This window comes from Hypericibacter adhaerens (genome assembly GCF_008728835.1).
Taxonomy (GTDB): Bacteria; Pseudomonadota; Alphaproteobacteria; order Dongiales; family Dongiaceae; genus Hypericibacter; species Hypericibacter adhaerens.
In genome coordinates this window covers 198,589-215,476 of the sequence record NZ_CP042582.1, presented here as the reverse complement: position 1 = coordinate 215,476, position 16,888 = coordinate 198,589, and the positions used below count along the sequence as shown (strand labels likewise).

The 16,888-nt window shown below is 68.2% G+C and carries 15 protein-coding genes; 7 read left to right on the top strand and 8 right to left on the bottom strand.

What is annotated here, in order from left to right; all coding sequences use genetic code 11:
• Positions 1 to 147: 147 nt before the first annotated feature.
• From FRZ61_RS00965 to tsaE, 3 genes are read right to left on the bottom strand one after another with little or no spacing between them, the layout of a single operon-like run.
• Entirely contained in the window at positions 148 to 873 is a 726-nt protein-coding gene (locus FRZ61_RS00965; RefSeq protein WP_151114526.1) for a nucleotidyltransferase family protein, read from the bottom strand.
• A 21-nt stretch (positions 874 to 894) separates the two neighbouring features.
• Positions 895 to 1,917 carry an aminoglycoside phosphotransferase family protein gene (locus FRZ61_RS00960; protein ID WP_151114525.1) on the bottom strand — a complete coding sequence of 341 codons (1,023 nt, stop codon included), beginning with the start codon at positions 1,915 to 1,917 and terminating at the stop codon, positions 895 to 897.
• 22 nt (positions 1,918 to 1,939) lie between these two features.
• Positions 1,940 to 2,428 carry a tRNA (adenosine(37)-N6)-threonylcarbamoyltransferase complex ATPase subunit type 1 TsaE gene (gene tsaE / locus FRZ61_RS00955; RefSeq protein ID WP_151114524.1) on the bottom strand — a complete coding sequence of 163 codons (489 nt, stop codon included), beginning with the start codon at positions 2,426 to 2,428 and terminating at the stop codon, positions 1,940 to 1,942.
• A gap of 233 nt (positions 2,429 to 2,661) precedes the next feature.
• Between tsaE and FRZ61_RS00950 the strand changes: the two genes are divergently transcribed.
• The 7 genes from FRZ61_RS00950 (at position 2,662) to FRZ61_RS00920 (ending at position 10,716) form a co-directional block, all read left to right on the top strand.
• On the top strand, positions 2,662 to 3,681 hold the full coding sequence (locus tag FRZ61_RS00950; RefSeq protein WP_191909234.1) for an NAD(P)/FAD-dependent oxidoreductase: 1,020 nt from the start codon (positions 2,662 to 2,664) through the stop codon (positions 3,679 to 3,681).
• A gap of 15 nt (positions 3,682 to 3,696) precedes the next feature.
• Entirely contained in the window at positions 3,697 to 4,614 is a 918-nt protein-coding gene (locus FRZ61_RS00945) for a LysR family transcriptional regulator (protein WP_151114522.1), read from the top strand.
• Positions 4,615 to 4,720: 106 nt separating this feature from the next.
• Complete coding sequence (locus tag FRZ61_RS00940) at positions 4,721 to 5,206, top strand: formate dehydrogenase subunit gamma (RefSeq protein WP_151114521.1); 486 nt, start codon at positions 4,721 to 4,723, stop codon at positions 5,204 to 5,206.
• Positions 5,203 to 6,753, top strand: a complete 1,551-nt coding sequence (locus tag FRZ61_RS00935) for a formate dehydrogenase beta subunit (RefSeq protein ID WP_151114520.1) — start codon at positions 5,203 to 5,205, stop codon at positions 6,751 to 6,753. Before FRZ61_RS00940 ends, FRZ61_RS00935 begins: the two co-directional genes overlap by 4 nt.
• A 22-nt stretch (positions 6,754 to 6,775) precedes the next feature.
• On the top strand, positions 6,776 to 9,616 hold the full coding sequence (fdhF, locus tag FRZ61_RS00930) for a formate dehydrogenase subunit alpha (RefSeq protein WP_151114519.1): 2,841 nt from the start codon (positions 6,776 to 6,778) through the stop codon (positions 9,614 to 9,616).
• Positions 9,617 to 9,629: 13 nt separating this feature from the next.
• Complete coding sequence (fdhD, locus tag FRZ61_RS00925; protein ID WP_151114518.1) at positions 9,630 to 10,496, top strand: formate dehydrogenase accessory sulfurtransferase FdhD; 867 nt, start codon at positions 9,630 to 9,632, stop codon at positions 10,494 to 10,496.
• A gap of 7 nt (positions 10,497 to 10,503) precedes the next feature.
• Entirely contained in the window at positions 10,504 to 10,716 is a 213-nt protein-coding gene (locus FRZ61_RS00920) for a formate dehydrogenase subunit delta (protein WP_151114517.1), read from the top strand.
• Positions 10,717 to 10,725: 9 nt separating this feature from the next.
• Here FRZ61_RS00920 and FRZ61_RS00915 read toward each other — a convergent pair whose 3' ends face one another.
• From FRZ61_RS00915 to FRZ61_RS00895, 5 genes are read right to left on the bottom strand one after another with little or no spacing between them, the layout of a single operon-like run.
• Positions 10,726 to 12,213 carry an FAD/NAD(P)-binding protein gene (locus tag FRZ61_RS00915; RefSeq protein WP_151114516.1) on the bottom strand — a complete coding sequence of 496 codons (1,488 nt, stop codon included), beginning with the start codon at positions 12,211 to 12,213 and terminating at the stop codon, positions 10,726 to 10,728.
• Positions 12,210 to 13,403, bottom strand: coding sequence for an FMNH2-dependent alkanesulfonate monooxygenase (gene ssuD, locus FRZ61_RS00910; protein ID WP_151114515.1), 1,194 nt, complete (start codon positions 13,401 to 13,403; stop codon positions 12,210 to 12,212). The genes FRZ61_RS00915 and ssuD overlap by 4 nt, the downstream gene beginning before the upstream one ends.
• A gap of 40 nt (positions 13,404 to 13,443) precedes the next feature.
• A complete protein-coding gene (locus tag FRZ61_RS00905) occupies positions 13,444 to 14,637 on the bottom strand; it encodes an acyl-CoA dehydrogenase family protein (protein ID WP_151114514.1) in 1,194 nt (397 codons plus the stop codon).
• A 35-nt stretch (positions 14,638 to 14,672) separates the two neighbouring features.
• A complete protein-coding gene (locus tag FRZ61_RS00900; RefSeq protein ID WP_151114513.1) occupies positions 14,673 to 15,461 on the bottom strand; it encodes an ABC transporter ATP-binding protein in 789 nt (262 codons plus the stop codon).
• Positions 15,462 to 15,475: 14 nt separating this feature from the next.
• On the bottom strand, positions 15,476 to 16,807 hold the full coding sequence (locus tag FRZ61_RS00895) for an LLM class flavin-dependent oxidoreductase (protein WP_151114512.1): 1,332 nt from the start codon (positions 16,805 to 16,807) through the stop codon (positions 15,476 to 15,478).
• Between the last annotated feature and the right edge of the window lie 81 nt (positions 16,808 to 16,888).

Genomic DNA, 16,888 nt, shown 5'->3' with positions numbered 1-16,888 from the left:
CCCCTTGAGGGGGAGGTTGGGGTGGGGGGTAGCCACGGATTCGGCGCTGACGGCATTCGCGTGGCGGGAAGTTCTTGCAGCATCGTGTCCTTCGATCACCCCCCACCCTAACCTCCCCCTCAAGGGGGGAGGGGTTTGAATCGAGTTCTACCGCCGCCAGAACCCCACCTCGGCCAGGCGCTCCTCCACCTCGGTGAGCTGGCGCGGCGTGCTCACATGATACCACTCGCCGTCATGGCGCAGGCCGTGGAGGCGGCCGGCCTCGATCGCGCGGTCGTAGAGGAGATTGAGCGAGAAGAAGCCGTCGGGCGAGCCCTCGAACAGCCGCGGATGCAGGAGCTGGATGCCCGAGAAGAGGAAGGGCGCCACCTCCCGTTCCTTGCGGCGGCGGATGGTGCCCAAGGGATCGAGCACGAAATCGCCGACCCCGTCATAGCCGACCGCGGTCGCGGTCGGCTGCAGCAGCAGGAGCGCATCCATGCGCGCGTCGTCCCAGGCCTCGGCCAGACGGTGCAGCGCGTTGGTCTTGCCGTCGAGCCAGAGGATCTTGGCGTTGACCGAGAAGAACGGGCCCTTGCCCAAGAGCGGCAGCGCCTTCTTGATGCCGCCGCCGGTCTCGAGGATCTCCTCCTCGTGCGAATAGAGGATCTCGGGCGCTTTGCGATCGGCCAGATGCTCGACGATGCGCTCGCCCAGCCAATGGGTGTTCACGACCGCGCGCTTCACCCCGCCTTCGGCGAGGCGGTCCAGCACCCAATCGATCAGGGGGCGGCCCGCCACCTTCACCAGCGGCTTCGGCGTCTCCTCGGTCAAGGGCCTGAGCCGCTTGCCGAAGCCCGCGGCCAGGACCATCGCGGTATCGGGAAATGTCATTCGTCAGATGTTCCGGTGACTTTAAGGAGAGATCGCGCCGCGCTTCTCGCGCGGCACATGGCGGTCGAACCAGCTCTTGAGCGGCGCCATGGCGGGTGCGGCGAGCGCGCTCTCGAGCTGACGCCAGACGCGCGGCAGATGCACCAGATAGCCCGGCTTGCCGTCGCGCTTCCACAGCCGCACGAAGGTGCCGATGATGCGCGAATGGCGCTCGGCGCCGAACACGGCGAAGGCGTCGGCGAAGCTCGCGCGATCGAGCTTGGGAAGCCCAGCGAGGAACCGCTCATAGAGTTCCGGCTCGAGCCCGGGCTGAAGGTCGCGCCTGGCATCCTGCAGCAGCGACATCAGGTCGAAGCCCGCCGGCACGCGCACCGCATCCTGGAAATCGAGCAGGCCGCAGGCGGCCACACCCTGGCGCCGCGGCAGCCAGAGCAGGTTGTCGACGTGATAATCGAAGAGTCCGATCGATTCCGGCGCCTGCCTCCCGCGCGGCAGCACCGCCCGCCAGGCCGCGCGATATTCCTCCAGCACCGCAGACGGGATCGGCGCGCCCATGGCGGCCGGCCACCACCATTCGGTCAGGCGCGAGACCTCGTCGAGGGCGCGGGCATCGTCGAGCGCCGGCAGCGATCTGAGATCCGCAGGCCCGATGTTCCGCGTCAGCTCGACCAGCACGTCCACCGCCAGGCGATAGAGCATCGGCTCGTCGGTGCCGCGCTGGAGCAGGCGGGTATAGGTGTCGTCCCCCAGATCCTCGAGCAACAGGAAGCCTTCCGCCTCGTCGCCGGCATAGAGCGCGGGCGCCGACAGGCCGAGCCCGCCCAGGATCCCGCGCACGGCCGTGAAAGGCCGCACATCCTCGTGCGGCGGCGGCGCGTCCATGAGTACCGCCGTGCGCTGGCCCAGGGTCAGCCGGTCATAGCGGCGGAAGGAGGCGTCGCCCGCCAGCAGCCGGCGCTGGGCCGTGCCCCAGCCCGCCTGCTTCAGGAATTCATCGCGCTTGGCGACGCGCTCGGGCTGCTCGTGGAGCTTGAGGGTTGTCATGGCCTGCCGCAGGCGTCCGCCGTCACGCCGCGATCCGGTCGAGACGGCCGGCCCAGGCGGCGCCATGGCCGACAAGGTCGGCATGACGGGCGCCCGGCTCCGCCGCGAAGCGAAGCCCCAGGTCGAGCCGCACCGCCGGCAGCAGCCGTCCCAGCCGCTCCGGCCATTCGATCAGCGAGATGCCCTCGGCCAGCGCCTCCTCGAAGCCCAGCTCCCAGACCTCGTCGGGCGCCGACAGGCGATAGAGGTCGAAATGCCAGAGGGGTCCCCTGGGCGTCTCATAGGTCTGGACCAGGGTGAAGGTCGGGCTCGGGACCTCCTCCGGGCCGCCCATCAGGCCGGCGATCACCGCGCGGGCGAGGCAGGTCTTGCCGGTGCCGAGATCGCCCGACAGGGCCACCAGGTCGCGCGGCGCCAGAGCTGCGGCCAGGCGGGCACCCAGCCGCTCGGTCGCGGCTTCGTCGGGCAGGAACAGGGACCGGACAGGGAGGGGCGCGGCGGAATCGGTCATGCCGGATGGGTTGTAGCCGAGCGGCCGGGAACGGCGCAACGGCCGGCCCGCCAAGGCTGGCGGACGGGGCCTGGGATCTCGCGAATCGGCCGAATCGAGCCCGATGGGATCGCAACGGGCATGCTTGCCAGGGACGAAATCGGCCTTCATGTTCCCGGGCGACCGGCAGCCCGGCCAGCCGCCCGGCCGGCCTCCTTTGCCTTCACGACCGTCAGTTCCGGAGATCCATGCCCATGACCAGCAATGCCACGCATCAGACGGACGTCGCGATCATCGGCGCCGGCCCCGTGGGGCTCTTCGCCGTGTTCGAATGCGGGATGCTGAAGATGAAGGCGCATGTGCTGGACGCGCTCGACATGGCAGGCGGCCAGTGCAGCGCGCTCTATCCGGAAAAGCCGATCTACGACATCCCCGGCCATCCCAGGATCGATGCCGCCGAGCTGGTGCGCCAGCTCGAGGCGCAGGCCGCCCCCTTCAAGCCGGTCTACCATCTGGGCCACGCCGTCACGCGCGTCGAATCGCACGGCGACCGCTTCCTCGTCGGCAATGCGAACGGCGTCACGGTCGATGCGCGCGCCGTCATCGTCGCGGCCGGCGTCGGCGCCTTCGGGCCCAACCGGCCGCCGCTCGAGGGGATCGAGGCTTATGAAGGCAAGAGCGTCCATTACCTCGTCAAGCGGCGCGAGGATTTCCGCGGCAAGCGCATCGTGATCGCGGGCGGCGGCGATTCGGCGCTCGACTGGGTGCTGTCGCTGGCCGATCTAGCCGCGCATGTCTATGTGATCCATCGCCGGCCGAAATTCCGCGCGGCACCGGAGAGCGTGGCGCGCATGGAGGCGCTGGTGAAGACCGGCAAGGTCGAGATGGTGGTGCCCTACCAGCTCGCGGACCTCGAAGGCAGCAACGGCCAGATCAGCGCCGTCATCGTCTCCACGCTCGACGGGCAGACGCGCAGCCTGCCGGCCGATGCGCTGCTGCCCTTCTTCGGGCTCTCGATGAATCTGGGGCCGATCGCGCAATGGGGCCTCAATCTCGAGCACAACCATATCCTGGTCGATCCCGCGACCTGCGCCACCAGTCGCGCCGGCATCTTCGCCATCGGCGATATCGCGCATTATCCGGGCAAGCTGAAGCTGATCCTGTCGGGCTTCGCCGAGGCGGCCTCGGCCGCCCATGCGATCTATCCGCTGGTCCATCCGGGCGAGGTGCTGCATTTCGAATATTCGACGACCTCCGGCGTGCCGGCGGCCTAGGCAGTCTTGCGGGCGATGCTTCTTCGCCAGCTCGAATATCTCGTGACGCTGGCGCGCGAGCGCCATTTCGGCCGGGCGGCGACCGCCTGCCATGTGACGCAGCCCACGCTCTCGGCCGCGATCCGCGAGCTCGAATCCGAGCTCGGCGTGCTGATCGTCGAGCGCGGCCAGCGCTTCCGCGGTCTGACGCCCGAGGGCGAACGGATCGTGGAATGGGCCCACCGCATCCTCGCCGACCGCGATGCGATGCATCAGGAGGTGGCGTTGCTGAAGGAGGGCTTGAGCGGCCATCTCACGATCGGCGTCATCCCCACGGCGCTGGCGGCGCTGGGCCTCCTGACCACGCCCTTCCGCCACCTCTATCCGCGCGTGCATCTGACGGTGCTGTCGATGAGCTCGATCGAGATCCAGCGCGGGCTCGACAATTTCGAGATCGACGCGGCCCTCACCTATCTCGACAACGAGCCGCTCCTGCGCGTGCGCAGCGTCGCCCTCTATCGCGAGCGCTACTATCTCGTCACGGGCGATCCCGATCTCTTCACGGGCCACCGCGAGGTGAGCTGGGCCGAAGCCGCCGCGGTGCCGCTCTGCCTGCTGACCCCCGACATGCAGAACCGGCGCATCATCAACCATGCCTTCGAGGAGGCCGGCGCCCTGCCCGTCCCGGTGGTCGAATCGGATTCGATCCTCGGGCTCTATACCCATGTGCGCAGCGGGCTGGCCGCCATCCTGAGCCAGGCTTCGCTGCATCTCCTGGGGCAGCCGCACTGGCTGCGGGCCCTGCCGCTCGCCAGCCCCCGGCCCGAGCGCGCGATCGGGCTGGTCTATCCCGACCGGGACCCGTTGCAGCCGACCGCCCGGGCTTTGGTCGAAGTGGCCCAAACCCTTGATATCGATGAAACTTTGCGGTCGGTCGATGAAGCCCATGGGTAATAATTGATAGATGAAATCTATCAAATAATAGCTTGTTCCACTTTGAAATAGCTGCGGGCTATCAATATCCTATCAGCGACAACCGACCGACGCGTGGGAGAGCGCCATGGGCGTCATGCCCTGGTCGGCAGCAAGGGCCGCGGAGCTGATCGAGCAATATCGATCGCAGGCGGGTCCATGCCTGCCGATTTTACATGCTTTGCAGGAAGAGTTCGGCCATGTGCCGAGCGAGGCCGTCCCGATGGTGGCCGAGGCGCTGAATCTGTCGCGCGCCGAGGTCCATGGCGTCGTCTCCTTCTATCACGAGTTCCGCCGCACGCCGCCCGGCCGCCATGTGCTGAAGCTCTGCCGCGCCGAGGCCTGCCAGTCGGTGGGCACGGACCGGCTCGCGGCCGAGGTGAAGGCCCATTTCGGTATCGGTTTCCATGAGACCACGGCCGACGGCAAGCTCACGCTCGAGCCGGTCTTCTGCCTCGGCAATTGCGCCTGCGGCCCCGCCGCGATGCTCGATGACCGCGTCTTGGGCCGGGTCGATCTGAAGAAGATCGAGCAGCATCTGGCGCGCCATGTCGCCGAGGAGCGCAAGGCGTGACCCGGATTTTCGTACCCATCGATTCCACCGCCCTCTCGCTCGACGCCGAGGAGGTGGCCGAGGCGCTGGCCCAGGGGCTCCAGCGCAAGGGCGCCCAGGCCGAGATCGTCCGCAACGGCTCGCGTGGCCTGTTCTGGCTGGAGCCGCTGGTCGAGGTGGAGACACCGGCGGGCCGTGTCGGCTATGGGCCGGTGACGCCCGCGGATGTGCCGGGCCTCCTCGCCGCCAATTTCCTCGAGGGCGGCGAACATCCGCTGCGCCTCGGCCTGGTCGAGGAGATTCCCTATCTCAAGCGCCAGCAGCGCCTGACCTTCGCGCGCTGCGGCATCGTCGATCCGCTCTCGCTCTCGGACTATGAGGCGCATGGCGGCTATCGCGGGCTCGCCAAGGCACTGACCCTGGAGCCGGCCGCAATCGTCGAGGCCGTCACGGTCTCGGGCCTGCGCGGCCGCGGTGGCGCCGGCTTTCCCACGGGCATCAAATGGAAGACGGTGCTGGGCGCCGCTTCCGACCAGAAATACATCGTCTGCAATGCCGACGAAGGCGACAGCGGCACCTTCGCCGACCGCCTGCTGCTCGAGGGCGATCCTTTCGTGCTGATCGAGGGCATGACGATCGCGGGCGTCGCGGTCGGCGCCACCCAGGGCTTCGTCTATATCCGCTCGGAATATCCGCACAGCTTCCGCACCTTCAAGCAGGCGGTCCAGATCGCGCGCGACGAAGGCAAGCTCGGCCGCCGCATCCTCGGCAGCCCGCATGATTTCGACATCGAGGTCCGGCTCGGCGCCGGCGCCTATATCTGCGGCGAGGAGACCTCGCTCTTGGAAAGCCTCGAGGGCAAGCGCGGCGTGATCCGCTTCAAGCCGCCGCTGCCGGCCCTCCAGGGCCTGTTCGGCAAGCCCACCGTGGTCAACAACCTGATCACGCTGGCGACCGTGCCTTTCATTCTCTCCGAGGGGGCCGAGACCTATCGCGATTTCGGCATGGGCCGCTCGCGCGGCACCCTGCCGGTGCAGCTCGCCGGCAATGTGAAATATGGCGGCCTCGTCGAGCTCGCCTTCGGCGTCACGCTCGATACGCTGATCAACGATTTCGGCGGCGGCACGCGCAGCGGCCGGCCTCTGCGGGCGGTCCAGATCGGCGGACCGCTCGGCGCCTATCTGCCGGTGAGCCTGCTCGGCCTGCCGATGGATTACGAGGCGCTCGCCGCCAAGCGCGGCATGCTCGGCCATGGCGGCATGGTGCTGTTCGACGACAGCGTGGACATGGCGCGCCAGGCCCGCTTCGCGATGGAATTCTGTGCCCTCGAATCCTGCGGCAAATGCACCCCCTGCCGCATCGGCTCGACCCGCGGCGTCGAGGTCCTGGACCGTATCATCGCGGGCCGAGATCCGGACAAGCAGACGGCGTTGCTGCGCGATCTCTGCGAAGTAATGACGGACGGTTCTCTTTGCGCGCTGGGCGGCCTGACGCCGCTGCCGGTCTTGAGCGCGCTCGAACATTTCCCCGAAGATTTCAAGCGGCCGGTTCCGGCCGCTGCCGAGTAACGGACCCGGAAGGAGGGTCGCCATGGCTCTGCAACCCGAGATCGATTACGGCACCCCGGCCCGCCAGGGTGCGCCCGTGACGCTCGAGATCGACGGCCAGCCGATCACGGTTCCGGCCGGAACCTCGATCATGCATGCGGCGGTCGAGGCCGGACTTTCGATCCCCAAGCTCTGCGCCACCGACAGCCTCGAGCCGTTCGGCTCCTGCCGGCTCTGCCTGGTCGAGATCGAGGGCCGCCGCGGCACGCCCGCCTCCTGCACCACGCCGGTCGAGCCCGGCATGAAGGTCAAGACCCAGACCGAGCGGCTGCAGAAGCTGCGCAAGGGCGTGATGGAGCTCTATATCTCCGACCATCCGCTCGACTGCCTCACCTGCGCCGCGAATGGAGACTGCGAGCTGCAGGACATGGCGGGTGCCGTGGGCCTGCGCGAGGTGCGCTACGGCTACGAGGGCGCCAACCATTTCGACACGCAGAAGGACGAGTCCAACCCCTACTTCACCTTCGATCCCTCCAAATGCATCGTCTGCTCGCGCTGCGTGCGGGCCTGCGAGGAGGTCCAGGGCACCTTCGCGCTGACGATCGGCGCGCGCGGCTTCGAATCGCATGTCTCGCCGGGCCAGGACGAAGGCTTCCTCGGTTCCGAATGCGTCTCCTGCGGTGCCTGCGTCCAGGCCTGCCCGACCGCGACCCTCATCGAAAAATCGGTGATCGAGCTGGGCCAGCCGCGCCGCGAGGTCATCACGACTTGCGCCTATTGCGGTGTGGGCTGCTCCTTCAAGGCCGAGCTCAACGGCAACACCGTCGTGCGCATGACGCCCTGGAAGGACGGCAAGGCCAATCACGGCCATTCCTGCGTCAAGGGCCGCTTCGCCTGGGGCTACGCCGCCCACAAGGAGCGCATCCTGAAGCCGATGATCCGCGCCAGCATCGACCAGCCCTGGCGCGAGGTCTCCTGGGACGAGGCGATCGATTACACGGCCTCCGAGTTCAAGCGGATCCAGGCGAAATACGGCCGCAACTCGGTCGGCGGCATCACCTCCTCGCGCTGCACCAACGAGGAAACCTTCCTGGTGCAGAAGATGATCCGCGCCGCCTTCGGCAACAACAATGTCGATACCTGCGCGCGCGTCTGTCATTCGCCGACGGGCTACGGGCTCAAGACCACGCTCGGGACCTCGGCCGGCACGCAGGATTTCGATTCCGTCGCCGAGGCCGACGTCATCCTGGTGATCGGCGCCAACCCGACCGATGCCCATCCCGTCTTCGGCTCGCGCATGAAGCGCCGCCTGCGCGAGGGCGCCAGGCTCATCGTCGTCGATCCGCGTCGCATCGACCTGGTACGCTCGCCCCATATCGAGGCCCAATACCATCTGCAGCTCAAGCCGGGCACGAATGTCGCGGTCGTCAATGCGCTGGCGCATGTGATCGCGACCGAGGGCCTCCTCAACGAAACCTATGTCAAGGAGCGCTGCGACCTCGAGAGTTTCCGCGACTGGCTCGCCTTCATCCGCGATCCGCAGAACTCGCCCGAGGCGACCGAGGCCTATACCGGCGTGCCGGCGGCGGATCTGCGCGCCGCCGCCCGGCTTTACGCCACGGGCGGCAATGCCGCGATCTATTACGGCCTCGGCGTCACCGAGCACAGCCAGGGCTCGACCACGGTCATGGCGATGGCGAACCTCGCCATGGTCACCGGCAATATCGGCCGCAACGGCGTCGGCATCAATCCGCTGCGCGGCCAGAACAATGTCCAGGGCTCCTGCGACATGGGCTCCTTCCCGCATGAGCTCTCGGGTTACCGCCATGTCTCGGACGAAGCGACGCGCGCGCTGTTCGAGGCGGCCTGGGGCGTGCCGATCGATCCGGAACCGGGCCTGCGCATTCCCAACATGTTCGATGCCGCTATCGATGGCAGCTTCAAGGGCCTCTATGTCCAGGGCGAGGACATCCTCCAGTCCGATCCCAACACGCACCATGTGGGCGCGGCGCTTGCCGCGATGGAATGCGTCGTGGTCCAGGACCTGTTCCTGAACGAGACCGCGAGCTACGCCCATGTGTTCCTGCCGGGCTCCTCCTTCCTGGAAAAAGACGGCACCTTCACCAATGCCGAGCGGCGCATCAACCTGGTGCGCAAGGCGATCCCGCCGATGGCGGGATATGCGGACTGGGAAGTCACCATGAAGCTCTCGGCGGCGCTGGGCTATCCGATGAGCTACACGCATCCATCCCAGATCATGGACGAGATCGCGCGGCTGACGCCGACCTTCGCCAACGTCTCCTTCAAGCGCATCGAGGAGCTGGGCAGCGTCCAGTGGCCCTGCAACGACAAGGCGCCCTTGGGCACGCCGATCATGCATGAGAAGGGCTTCGTGCGCGGCAAGGGGCTGTTCGTGCTGACCGAGTATGTCCCGACCGACGAGCGCACCGGCCCGCGCTTCCCGCTGATCCTCACCACGGGCCGCATCCTCAGCCAGTACAATGTCGGCGCCCAGACGCGCCGCACCGCCAACACGGCCTGGCACGAGGAGGACCGGCTCGAGATCCACCCGCACGACGCCGAGCATCGCGGCATCAATGACGGCGACTGGGTGCTGCTGAAGAGCCGCGCCGGCGAGACCACGCTGCGGGCGAAGGTCTCGGAGCGGATGCAGCCGGGCGTGGTCTACACCACCTTCCACCACCCCGACACCGGCGCTAATGTGGTGACGACCGAGTTCTCGGACTGGGCGACCAACTGCCCCGAATACAAGGTCACCGCCGTCGAGGTACGTCCGACCAACCGCCGCTCCGATTGGCAGGAGGAAAACGACGTCTTCACCAAGCGCGCGCGCCGGATCGCCGCGGCCTCGGCGGCCGAATAGGACGCCGGACGGGATGCTGACGCGCTCCCCCGCATCGCTGACGACGCCCAGGCCGGCACCGGAATCGCGCGAAGCGACCGGTGCCGCGGCCCCGCGGCCGGCCGATCGCTGGACCGGCGGGCGGCAGGAAACGATCGAGCGCGCGGTCGCGGTCGAGATGCCGCTGGCGATCACCTATAACGGCCAGTCCTATGTCGTGATGATGGGCAGCCCGGCCGATCTCGAGGATTTCGCGCTGGGCTTCAGCCTGGCCGAGGCGATCGTGAAACGGGCCAGCGAGGTGGGCCCGGTCCAGATCACCGACCACGGCAAGGGCTTGCAGATCGACGTCACCATCCCGGAGCGGCGGGCCCGCATGCTGGGTGCCCGGCCGCGCAACCTGGCGGGACGCGCCGGCTGCGGGCTCTGCGGCATCGCCGAGATCGACGATGCGCTGCGCCCCCTGCCTCAGCTTGGCCAGGGCCCCGTGGTGTCGCGCCAGGCGATCGCGGCCGCCGTCGCCAGCCTGCCCGCCCTGCAGCCGCTCAACCGCGAGGTCCATGCCGTCCATGCCGCCGCCTGGTTCACGCTCGAGGGCGAGCCGGTGCTGGCGCGCGAGGATGTCGGCCGCCACAACGCGCTCGACAAGCTGATCGGCGCCCGGGCGCGGATGGCGCCCGACGGCGATCACGCGCCGGGCTTCGCCGTCATCACCAGCCGCATGAGCGTCGAGATGGTGCAGAAGGCCGCGACCGCCGGCATCGCCATCCTGGTGGCCGTTTCCCTGCCCACCACGCTTGCGATCGAGACCGCCGAGGCTTGCGGTCTTACCCTCGTCGCCGGCGCAAGGGACGACGGGTTCCAGGTCTATACCCATCCCGAACGGATCAAGGACCGCTAGCCCACCCATGGAACCGCAGCGCCTCGTCACCATGGCCAACCAGATCGCGCATGCCTTCCGCCTCAAGGGCGAGGCGCGCGCGGTCGCCGACACGGCCGCCCATATCCAGATGTTCTGGGACCCGCGCATGCGCCGCGAGATCCGGCAGATCCTGGAAGCGGGCGGCGACGGCCTCGACGCCATCGCCCGCGCCGCCGTGGCGCAGATCCAGGTGAGCTGACCCTTCCTGTCACCCCGCCGCGCGCCGTTCCGGAGCGCCGACCGATGGCGCCGGAATCCGCGGGGAAGAAAGCTGCCGCTCGGATCGCCCCAGCCATTCCGCCACCTGCTCGGCGACCTGGTGGGTTTGCCAGGAAACCTGCGGCAGGCCCATCAGCTCGCCATAAGCGCTGCGCGCGAGGGGTCCGACCACCAGCAGGGTTTCGTTCGGCGTCCCATCGCGATCGATGACGCGGGCCTCGAGATCGGTCTCGATCCCGAGGCCGAATTCGTCGGCCTGAAGCGCGCCGGCCCCGGCCAGCGAGGCCAAGGCCGGGTTCGCGCGCACCACGCTGTCGTGCGCGGGGCCGGTGCAATTCACGATCGCGTCGAAACGCTCGGTCACGGTCTCGGCCTGGCCGCGCGGCCGCAGCGCGACCTGGAAACCGTCGCCGTCGGGCGCCACCGACTGCAGCGACGCCGCGAGGATCTGGAGCCCGCCCTTCTGCCGCTCCCGGACGACGAGACCGTCGATCTGCGGCGCCGCCTGATAGCGATGCGCGTCCCAGTAAGGGCGCAGATGCCGCAGGAAACGGTGTTTCTCGGGCGCCGGCAGCGCCCGCCAGATCGCGGTCGCCTGCTGGCGCAGCGCGTCGACCACGTCTTCCCAGGGCCGGCCGGCGGCCTTGGCATCACGCAAGGCGACACGGACCTGCCGCAACAGGGTTGAGACCGTCCGGGCGGGCTCACGGGCGAAATCCCCCAGCGGCTCGACCTTTCCGGCCGTGCGCGGCCGTGGCGTCAGGCCGCGGCGGGAAACGGCCGTGATGGCGCCCTCATGGCCGCGGGCCCGCAGCGAGGCGACCACGTCGCCCATCGTCAGCCCGGTGCCGACGATCAGGATGCGATCGGTCGGACGGATCGGCTGCAGAGCATCGACGGGCCAGGGATTCCCGATCAAGCGGAGATGCCCCGCCACGGCCCGCAGCGGCTTCGGCAGCGCTGGCGTGGGGTGCCCCACGGCCAGGACGACGAGATCGGCCCGGCGCGTCTCGTTGCCCTCGAGTCGCAGCCGATATCCGTCCGCCGAGCGCGCGATCTGCTCGACCCGCCGGCGGGTATGGCGGAACTCGATCTGGTCCGCCTCCCGCGCGGCCGCGCGCAGCAGCCCGTCGACATAGCGCGCGAAGACGGCCCGGCGCGGATAGGTCCGGCCTTCCGAAACCACGGCCCGCGGATCGACCTTGATCTCGCCCGAGAGATGGAACCAACGGTCGAAATGGGTGGGGTCGTCGGAGAACAAGGCCATGCGCGCCGCCGCGACATTGATCCGATGTTCCGGATCCGGCGTCGCATAGGCAAGGCCCGCACCCAGAACCGTGCCAGGCTCGAAGATCTCGATCGACGCCCGTACCGACGGTGTCTTCTGCAGCAGATAGAGCGCGACCGCCGCCCCGGTGAAACCGCCGCCGACGATGGCGATCTGCGGGGCGATCTGCGGAACGGCGGGGCCGGTCACGACTGGCTGGTCCGGCGCTGCGACGGCGCCGCCACATTGGCGATCACCTCGCCGAAGGGCCCGGCATTGCGCGCCGGCCCCAGATCGTTGCCGGTGGTCGCCTTCAGCGGCAGCAGCGGGAACACCAGCTCGGCGAAGCGGTAGCATTCCTCGAGATGCGGATAGCCGGACAGCACGAAGCGGTCGATGCCGAGCGCCATATATTCCTTCATGCGCTCCGCGACCTGATGCGGGTCGCCCACCAGCGCCGTGCCCGCGCCGCCGCGGACCAGCCCGACGCCGGCCCAGAGGTTGGGGCTGATCTCGAGCTTGTCGCGCTTGCCGCCATGGAGCCGCGCCATGCGCTGCTGGCCCACGGAATCGAAACGCGAGAAGGCCTTCTGCGCGGTCGCGATCGCGCCCTCGTCGAGCTGGCTGATGAGCGCGTCGGCCTCGCGCCAGGCCTCGGCCGCGGTCTCGCGGACGATGACATGGAGCCGGATGCCGAAGGAGACCTTGCGCCCGCGCTCGGCCGCCAAGGCCCGCACATCGGCGATCTTGGCGGCGACATCGTCCGGCGGCTCGCCCCAGGTCAGGTAGACATCGACATGATCGGCCGCCACGCGATGACCGGCGGGCGAGGAGCCGCCGATATAGAGCGGCGGGTAGGGCTTCTGCACCGGCGGGTAGAGCAGCTTGCCCGCCTCGATACGCAGATGCTTGCCGTGGAAATCGACCGGATCGCCGGAAAGAATCCGCTTCCAGATCGTCAAGTATTCGTCGGTGACGGCGTAGCGCTCGTCATGGTCGAGGAAGATGCCGTCGCCCTTGAGCTCGAGCGGGTCGCCGCCGGCCACGACATTGACGAGGAGCCGGCCGCCGGAGAGGCGATCCAGCGTCGCCGCCATGCGCGCCGTCATCGATGGCTCCGAAAGCCCCGGCCGCACCGCCACCAGGAAGCGCAACCGCTGCGTCAGGGGCACCATGGTCGAGGCGACGATCCAGGAATCCTCGCAAGATCGCCCGGTCGGGATCAGCACGCCGTAATAGCCGAGCTCGTCCGCCGCCCGCGCGATCTGGCCGAGATAGCCCAGCGACACATGCCGGGCGCCGACCTCCGAGCCCAGATAGCGCCCGTCGCCGTGGGTCGGCAGGAACCACAGCACGTCGGTCTTCTCGGCCGCGTGCGGGGCCGTCTTGGTCTGCGTCATCGTTCGCTCCGGTTCCGCGCCCGATCCTTCATGGTTTCGCTCACTCGCCGCCTTCGTAGAAGAGCTCGAGCGGCTGCCCGACCAGGACCTTGCCGATCCATTCGCGGGCGATGGTGTTGGAGGGACCCATCGCGATCGCCGCGCGGGCGTCGCGGAACAGGCGCTCCAGCTTGCCGCGCCGATAGCCATAGCCGCCGGTCACGGTGAGCGCGGCCGCGGCGGCCTTGTTGGCCACCTCCGCCGCATGGACCTTGAACTCGGTCAGCGGGATCAGGATCTCGCCCTGCGGCTTGCCGGCGCGCTGCAGCTCGTCGAGCTTCGCCGCCAGCTCGTTGCGCCAGGGGCGGAGCGATTCGAGCAGCACCTTGACCTCGCCCAGCTGCTGGCGGATCGCCTGATAGTCCGCGAGGCTCTTGTTCTTGTCCTGATGGACGAAGCCCGTCACATGCGCCGTGGCGGCGTCGAGCGCGCCCTTGGCGACACCTTCCCAGACGGCGCCCAGCCCGATCAGATAGACCGGCGAGACGCCGTGATAGATGATGTCCTTGCCCTGCCCCTCCTGGCCCAGGCGGTCGCGCTGCGGGACCTTGACGCCCTCATACTTGATCGAGCCCGAATGGTTGGCGCGCACGCCGAGCGCGTCCCAGCGGCCGGGCGTGATGCCGGGGGCCTTGCCGTTCACGATGAAGAAGGTGATGTCGGTCTGGTCCTTGGCCCCCGGCGTGCGGGTCTGCAGCACGTAATAGTCGGCCTTGCCGGAGCTGGTGGTGAAGGATTTCTCCGCATTGACGAGATAGTCCGATCCGTCGCGCGAGGCTTCCGAGAAGTTGTACCACCAGTGGCCGCCCGAGGCCCGCTCGCTGGTGGAGTAGGTGCCGAGCAGGAAGCGGCCGCCGGCCTTGAGCCAGCGTTCCTTCTGGTCGTGATTGCCGAAGAGGTTGATGGTCTGCACCGCGCCGACATGCATGACATAGACGAGGCCGGTCGAGGCGTCCGCCTGGCCGATGCGATAGCTGGCCTCGGCGAAATCGATATGGGAGAAACCGAGCCCGCCATATTGCGGCTCGGTCAGCACGCCGGCCCAGCCGATCTCGGCCAGGGCCTCGAGGTTCTCGCGCGGAAAGCGGATTTCGGCATCGTTGCGCTCGGCATCCTTCGCGATCTTGTCGGCGATCGCCTGGTCGAGCTCCTCGTATTTGCTCGGCAAGGCCCGCGCGAGATTGGTGTTCGCCATGATGGTTTCTCCCTGCGTTGTCTGTCTGTCGGATGTCAGGCGGTCCGCGCCGGCTCGCCGGCGCCGGCGAGCGAGGCGCTTTCGCCCAGATAGAAGGCCTTGATGTCCTCGCGCGCCCTGAGCTCGGCCGCGGTGCCTTCCAGCACCGAATGGCCGTTCTCGAGCACGATGGCGCGGTCGGCATGGCGCAGCGCCACGGTCGAGTTCTGCTCGGCCACCAGGATCGTGAGCCCGGCCTCCGCATTGAGCGTCTTCAGGGCCGTGAAGATGTCCTGGACCACCAGCGGCGCCAGGCCCATCGAGGGCTCGTCCAGCACCAGGAGGCGCGGGCGGGACATGAGGGCCCGGCCGATCGCCGTCATCTGCTGCTCGCCGCCCGAGGTCAGGCCGGCCGTGGTGCGGCGCTTCTCCTTGAGCCGGGGAAAATGCGCATAGACCCGCTCGAGGTCGTCGCGGATCTCGCGATGGGAGGCGTCGCGCCCCAGGGCCCCGGTGACGAGATTCTCCTCGACCGTCAGCGCCCGGAAGCAGTGGCGCCCTTCCAGCACCTGCACCAGGCCGCGCCGCACCAGGCCCGAGGTGCGCTGCCGGGCGATGTCCTCGCCCTCGAACAGGATGCTCCCGCGCGTGATCTGGCCGCGTTCGGCCGGCAGCAGGTTGGAGACCGCCTTGAGCGTGGTCGACTTGCCGGCGCCGTTGGCGCCGAGCAGCGCCACGATCTCGCCGGCCCCGACCGAGAAGCCGACATCGTGGAGCGCATGGATGGCGCGGTTATAGACGACCGCGATGCCTTCGAGCGAGAGCTGGGTTTCCGGCGGGGACATGAGGGTTCCTCTGATCAGTACTGCAGCAGGTTTTCCCGCAAGGTCGAACCGGCATAACGGTCGCGGTAGCGGCCGCGGCGCTGCAGCTCGGGAACGACCCAGTCGACGAATTCCTCGTAGCAGCCGGGCGTGAAGGTGGTGATCAGCATGAAGCCGTCGGCACCGCCCTCGTCCAGATAGACTTCCATCTGGTCGACGATGTCCTTGGCCGTGCCGACCGCGACCGGCATGCCCATGCCTTGCGCATAGATCAGCGCCGCCTCCTTGACGGTGACGGGGGCGCCGTCCTTGGCATAGACGATCGATTCGAACAGGCCCTGGATGCCGGGCACCTCGATATTGGCGACGTTCTCGTCGAGCGCGTATCTGGAGAAATCCAGGCCGAAATGGCCGGAGATCCAGGCGAGCGCCCCCTCAAGCGGGATGCAGTCCCGGATATGGGCGAACTTCTCCTCGGCCTCGGCGCGCGATTCGCCGACCACGGTCTGCAGTCCGAAGATCTTCTTGACGCTGCCGGCCGGCCGCTTGAAACGCTCGGTGGTGCGCTGGGCGAGATCCTGCGAATACTCCTTCATCCGGGCCAGCGTCGGCAGCACGGCGAAGATCGCCTCGGCATGCTTGGCCGCGAAATCGCGGCCCCGGTTGGAGGAGCCCGCCTGCCAGAGCACGGGATGGTTCTGCGGCGAGGGCGGCACGAAATGCCGCGCCTTGCACTTGAAGTAGGTGCCGTCATGGTCGACCTCGTGGATCTTCGAGGGATCGCCATAGATGCCGCTGCTCTTGTCGGCGATGACGGCGCCCTCGTCCCACGAGCCCCAGAGCTTGTAGCAAAGCTCCATATACTCCTCGAGCCGCTCGTAGCGGTCCTGCCGCTCGCGCCCGTCGACGCCATAGGCGTTCCATTCGCCATGCGAGAAGGAGGAGACGATGTTCCAGGCGATCCGGCCGCCCGACTGGTAGTCGAGGCTCGAGAGACGCCGGCACATCGAATAGGGATGCTCGAAGGCGGTCGAGAGCGTCACGCCGATGCCGAGCTTGTCCGTCACGGTCGCGATGACCGGGACGATGGTCGAGGGCTCGTTGCAGGGGAACTGCACGGCGTAGCGGACGCTGTGGTCGGAGGACCCCTTGTAGGTGGCATAGGGGGCGAGCTGGTCGGCGATGAAGATCGCGTCGAACAGGCCGCGCTCCAGCACCTTGGCGATATGCTGCCAATATTCCGGGCGGCCATAGTCCCAGTTCACCTTGTCGCGCGGATGGCGCCACATGCCGGTCGCATGGCTGTTGAAGCCGTTCTGCATGAAGCCCAGGAGATGGGCCTTCTTCTTGTTGTTCTGCTTGCTCATGTCGCTGTCGATCGATGGTCTTGGGCCGTGCCGGGCACGAAGGAACGGGTGACGAGGGGCTCCGCGGCTCAAGGCCGCGGG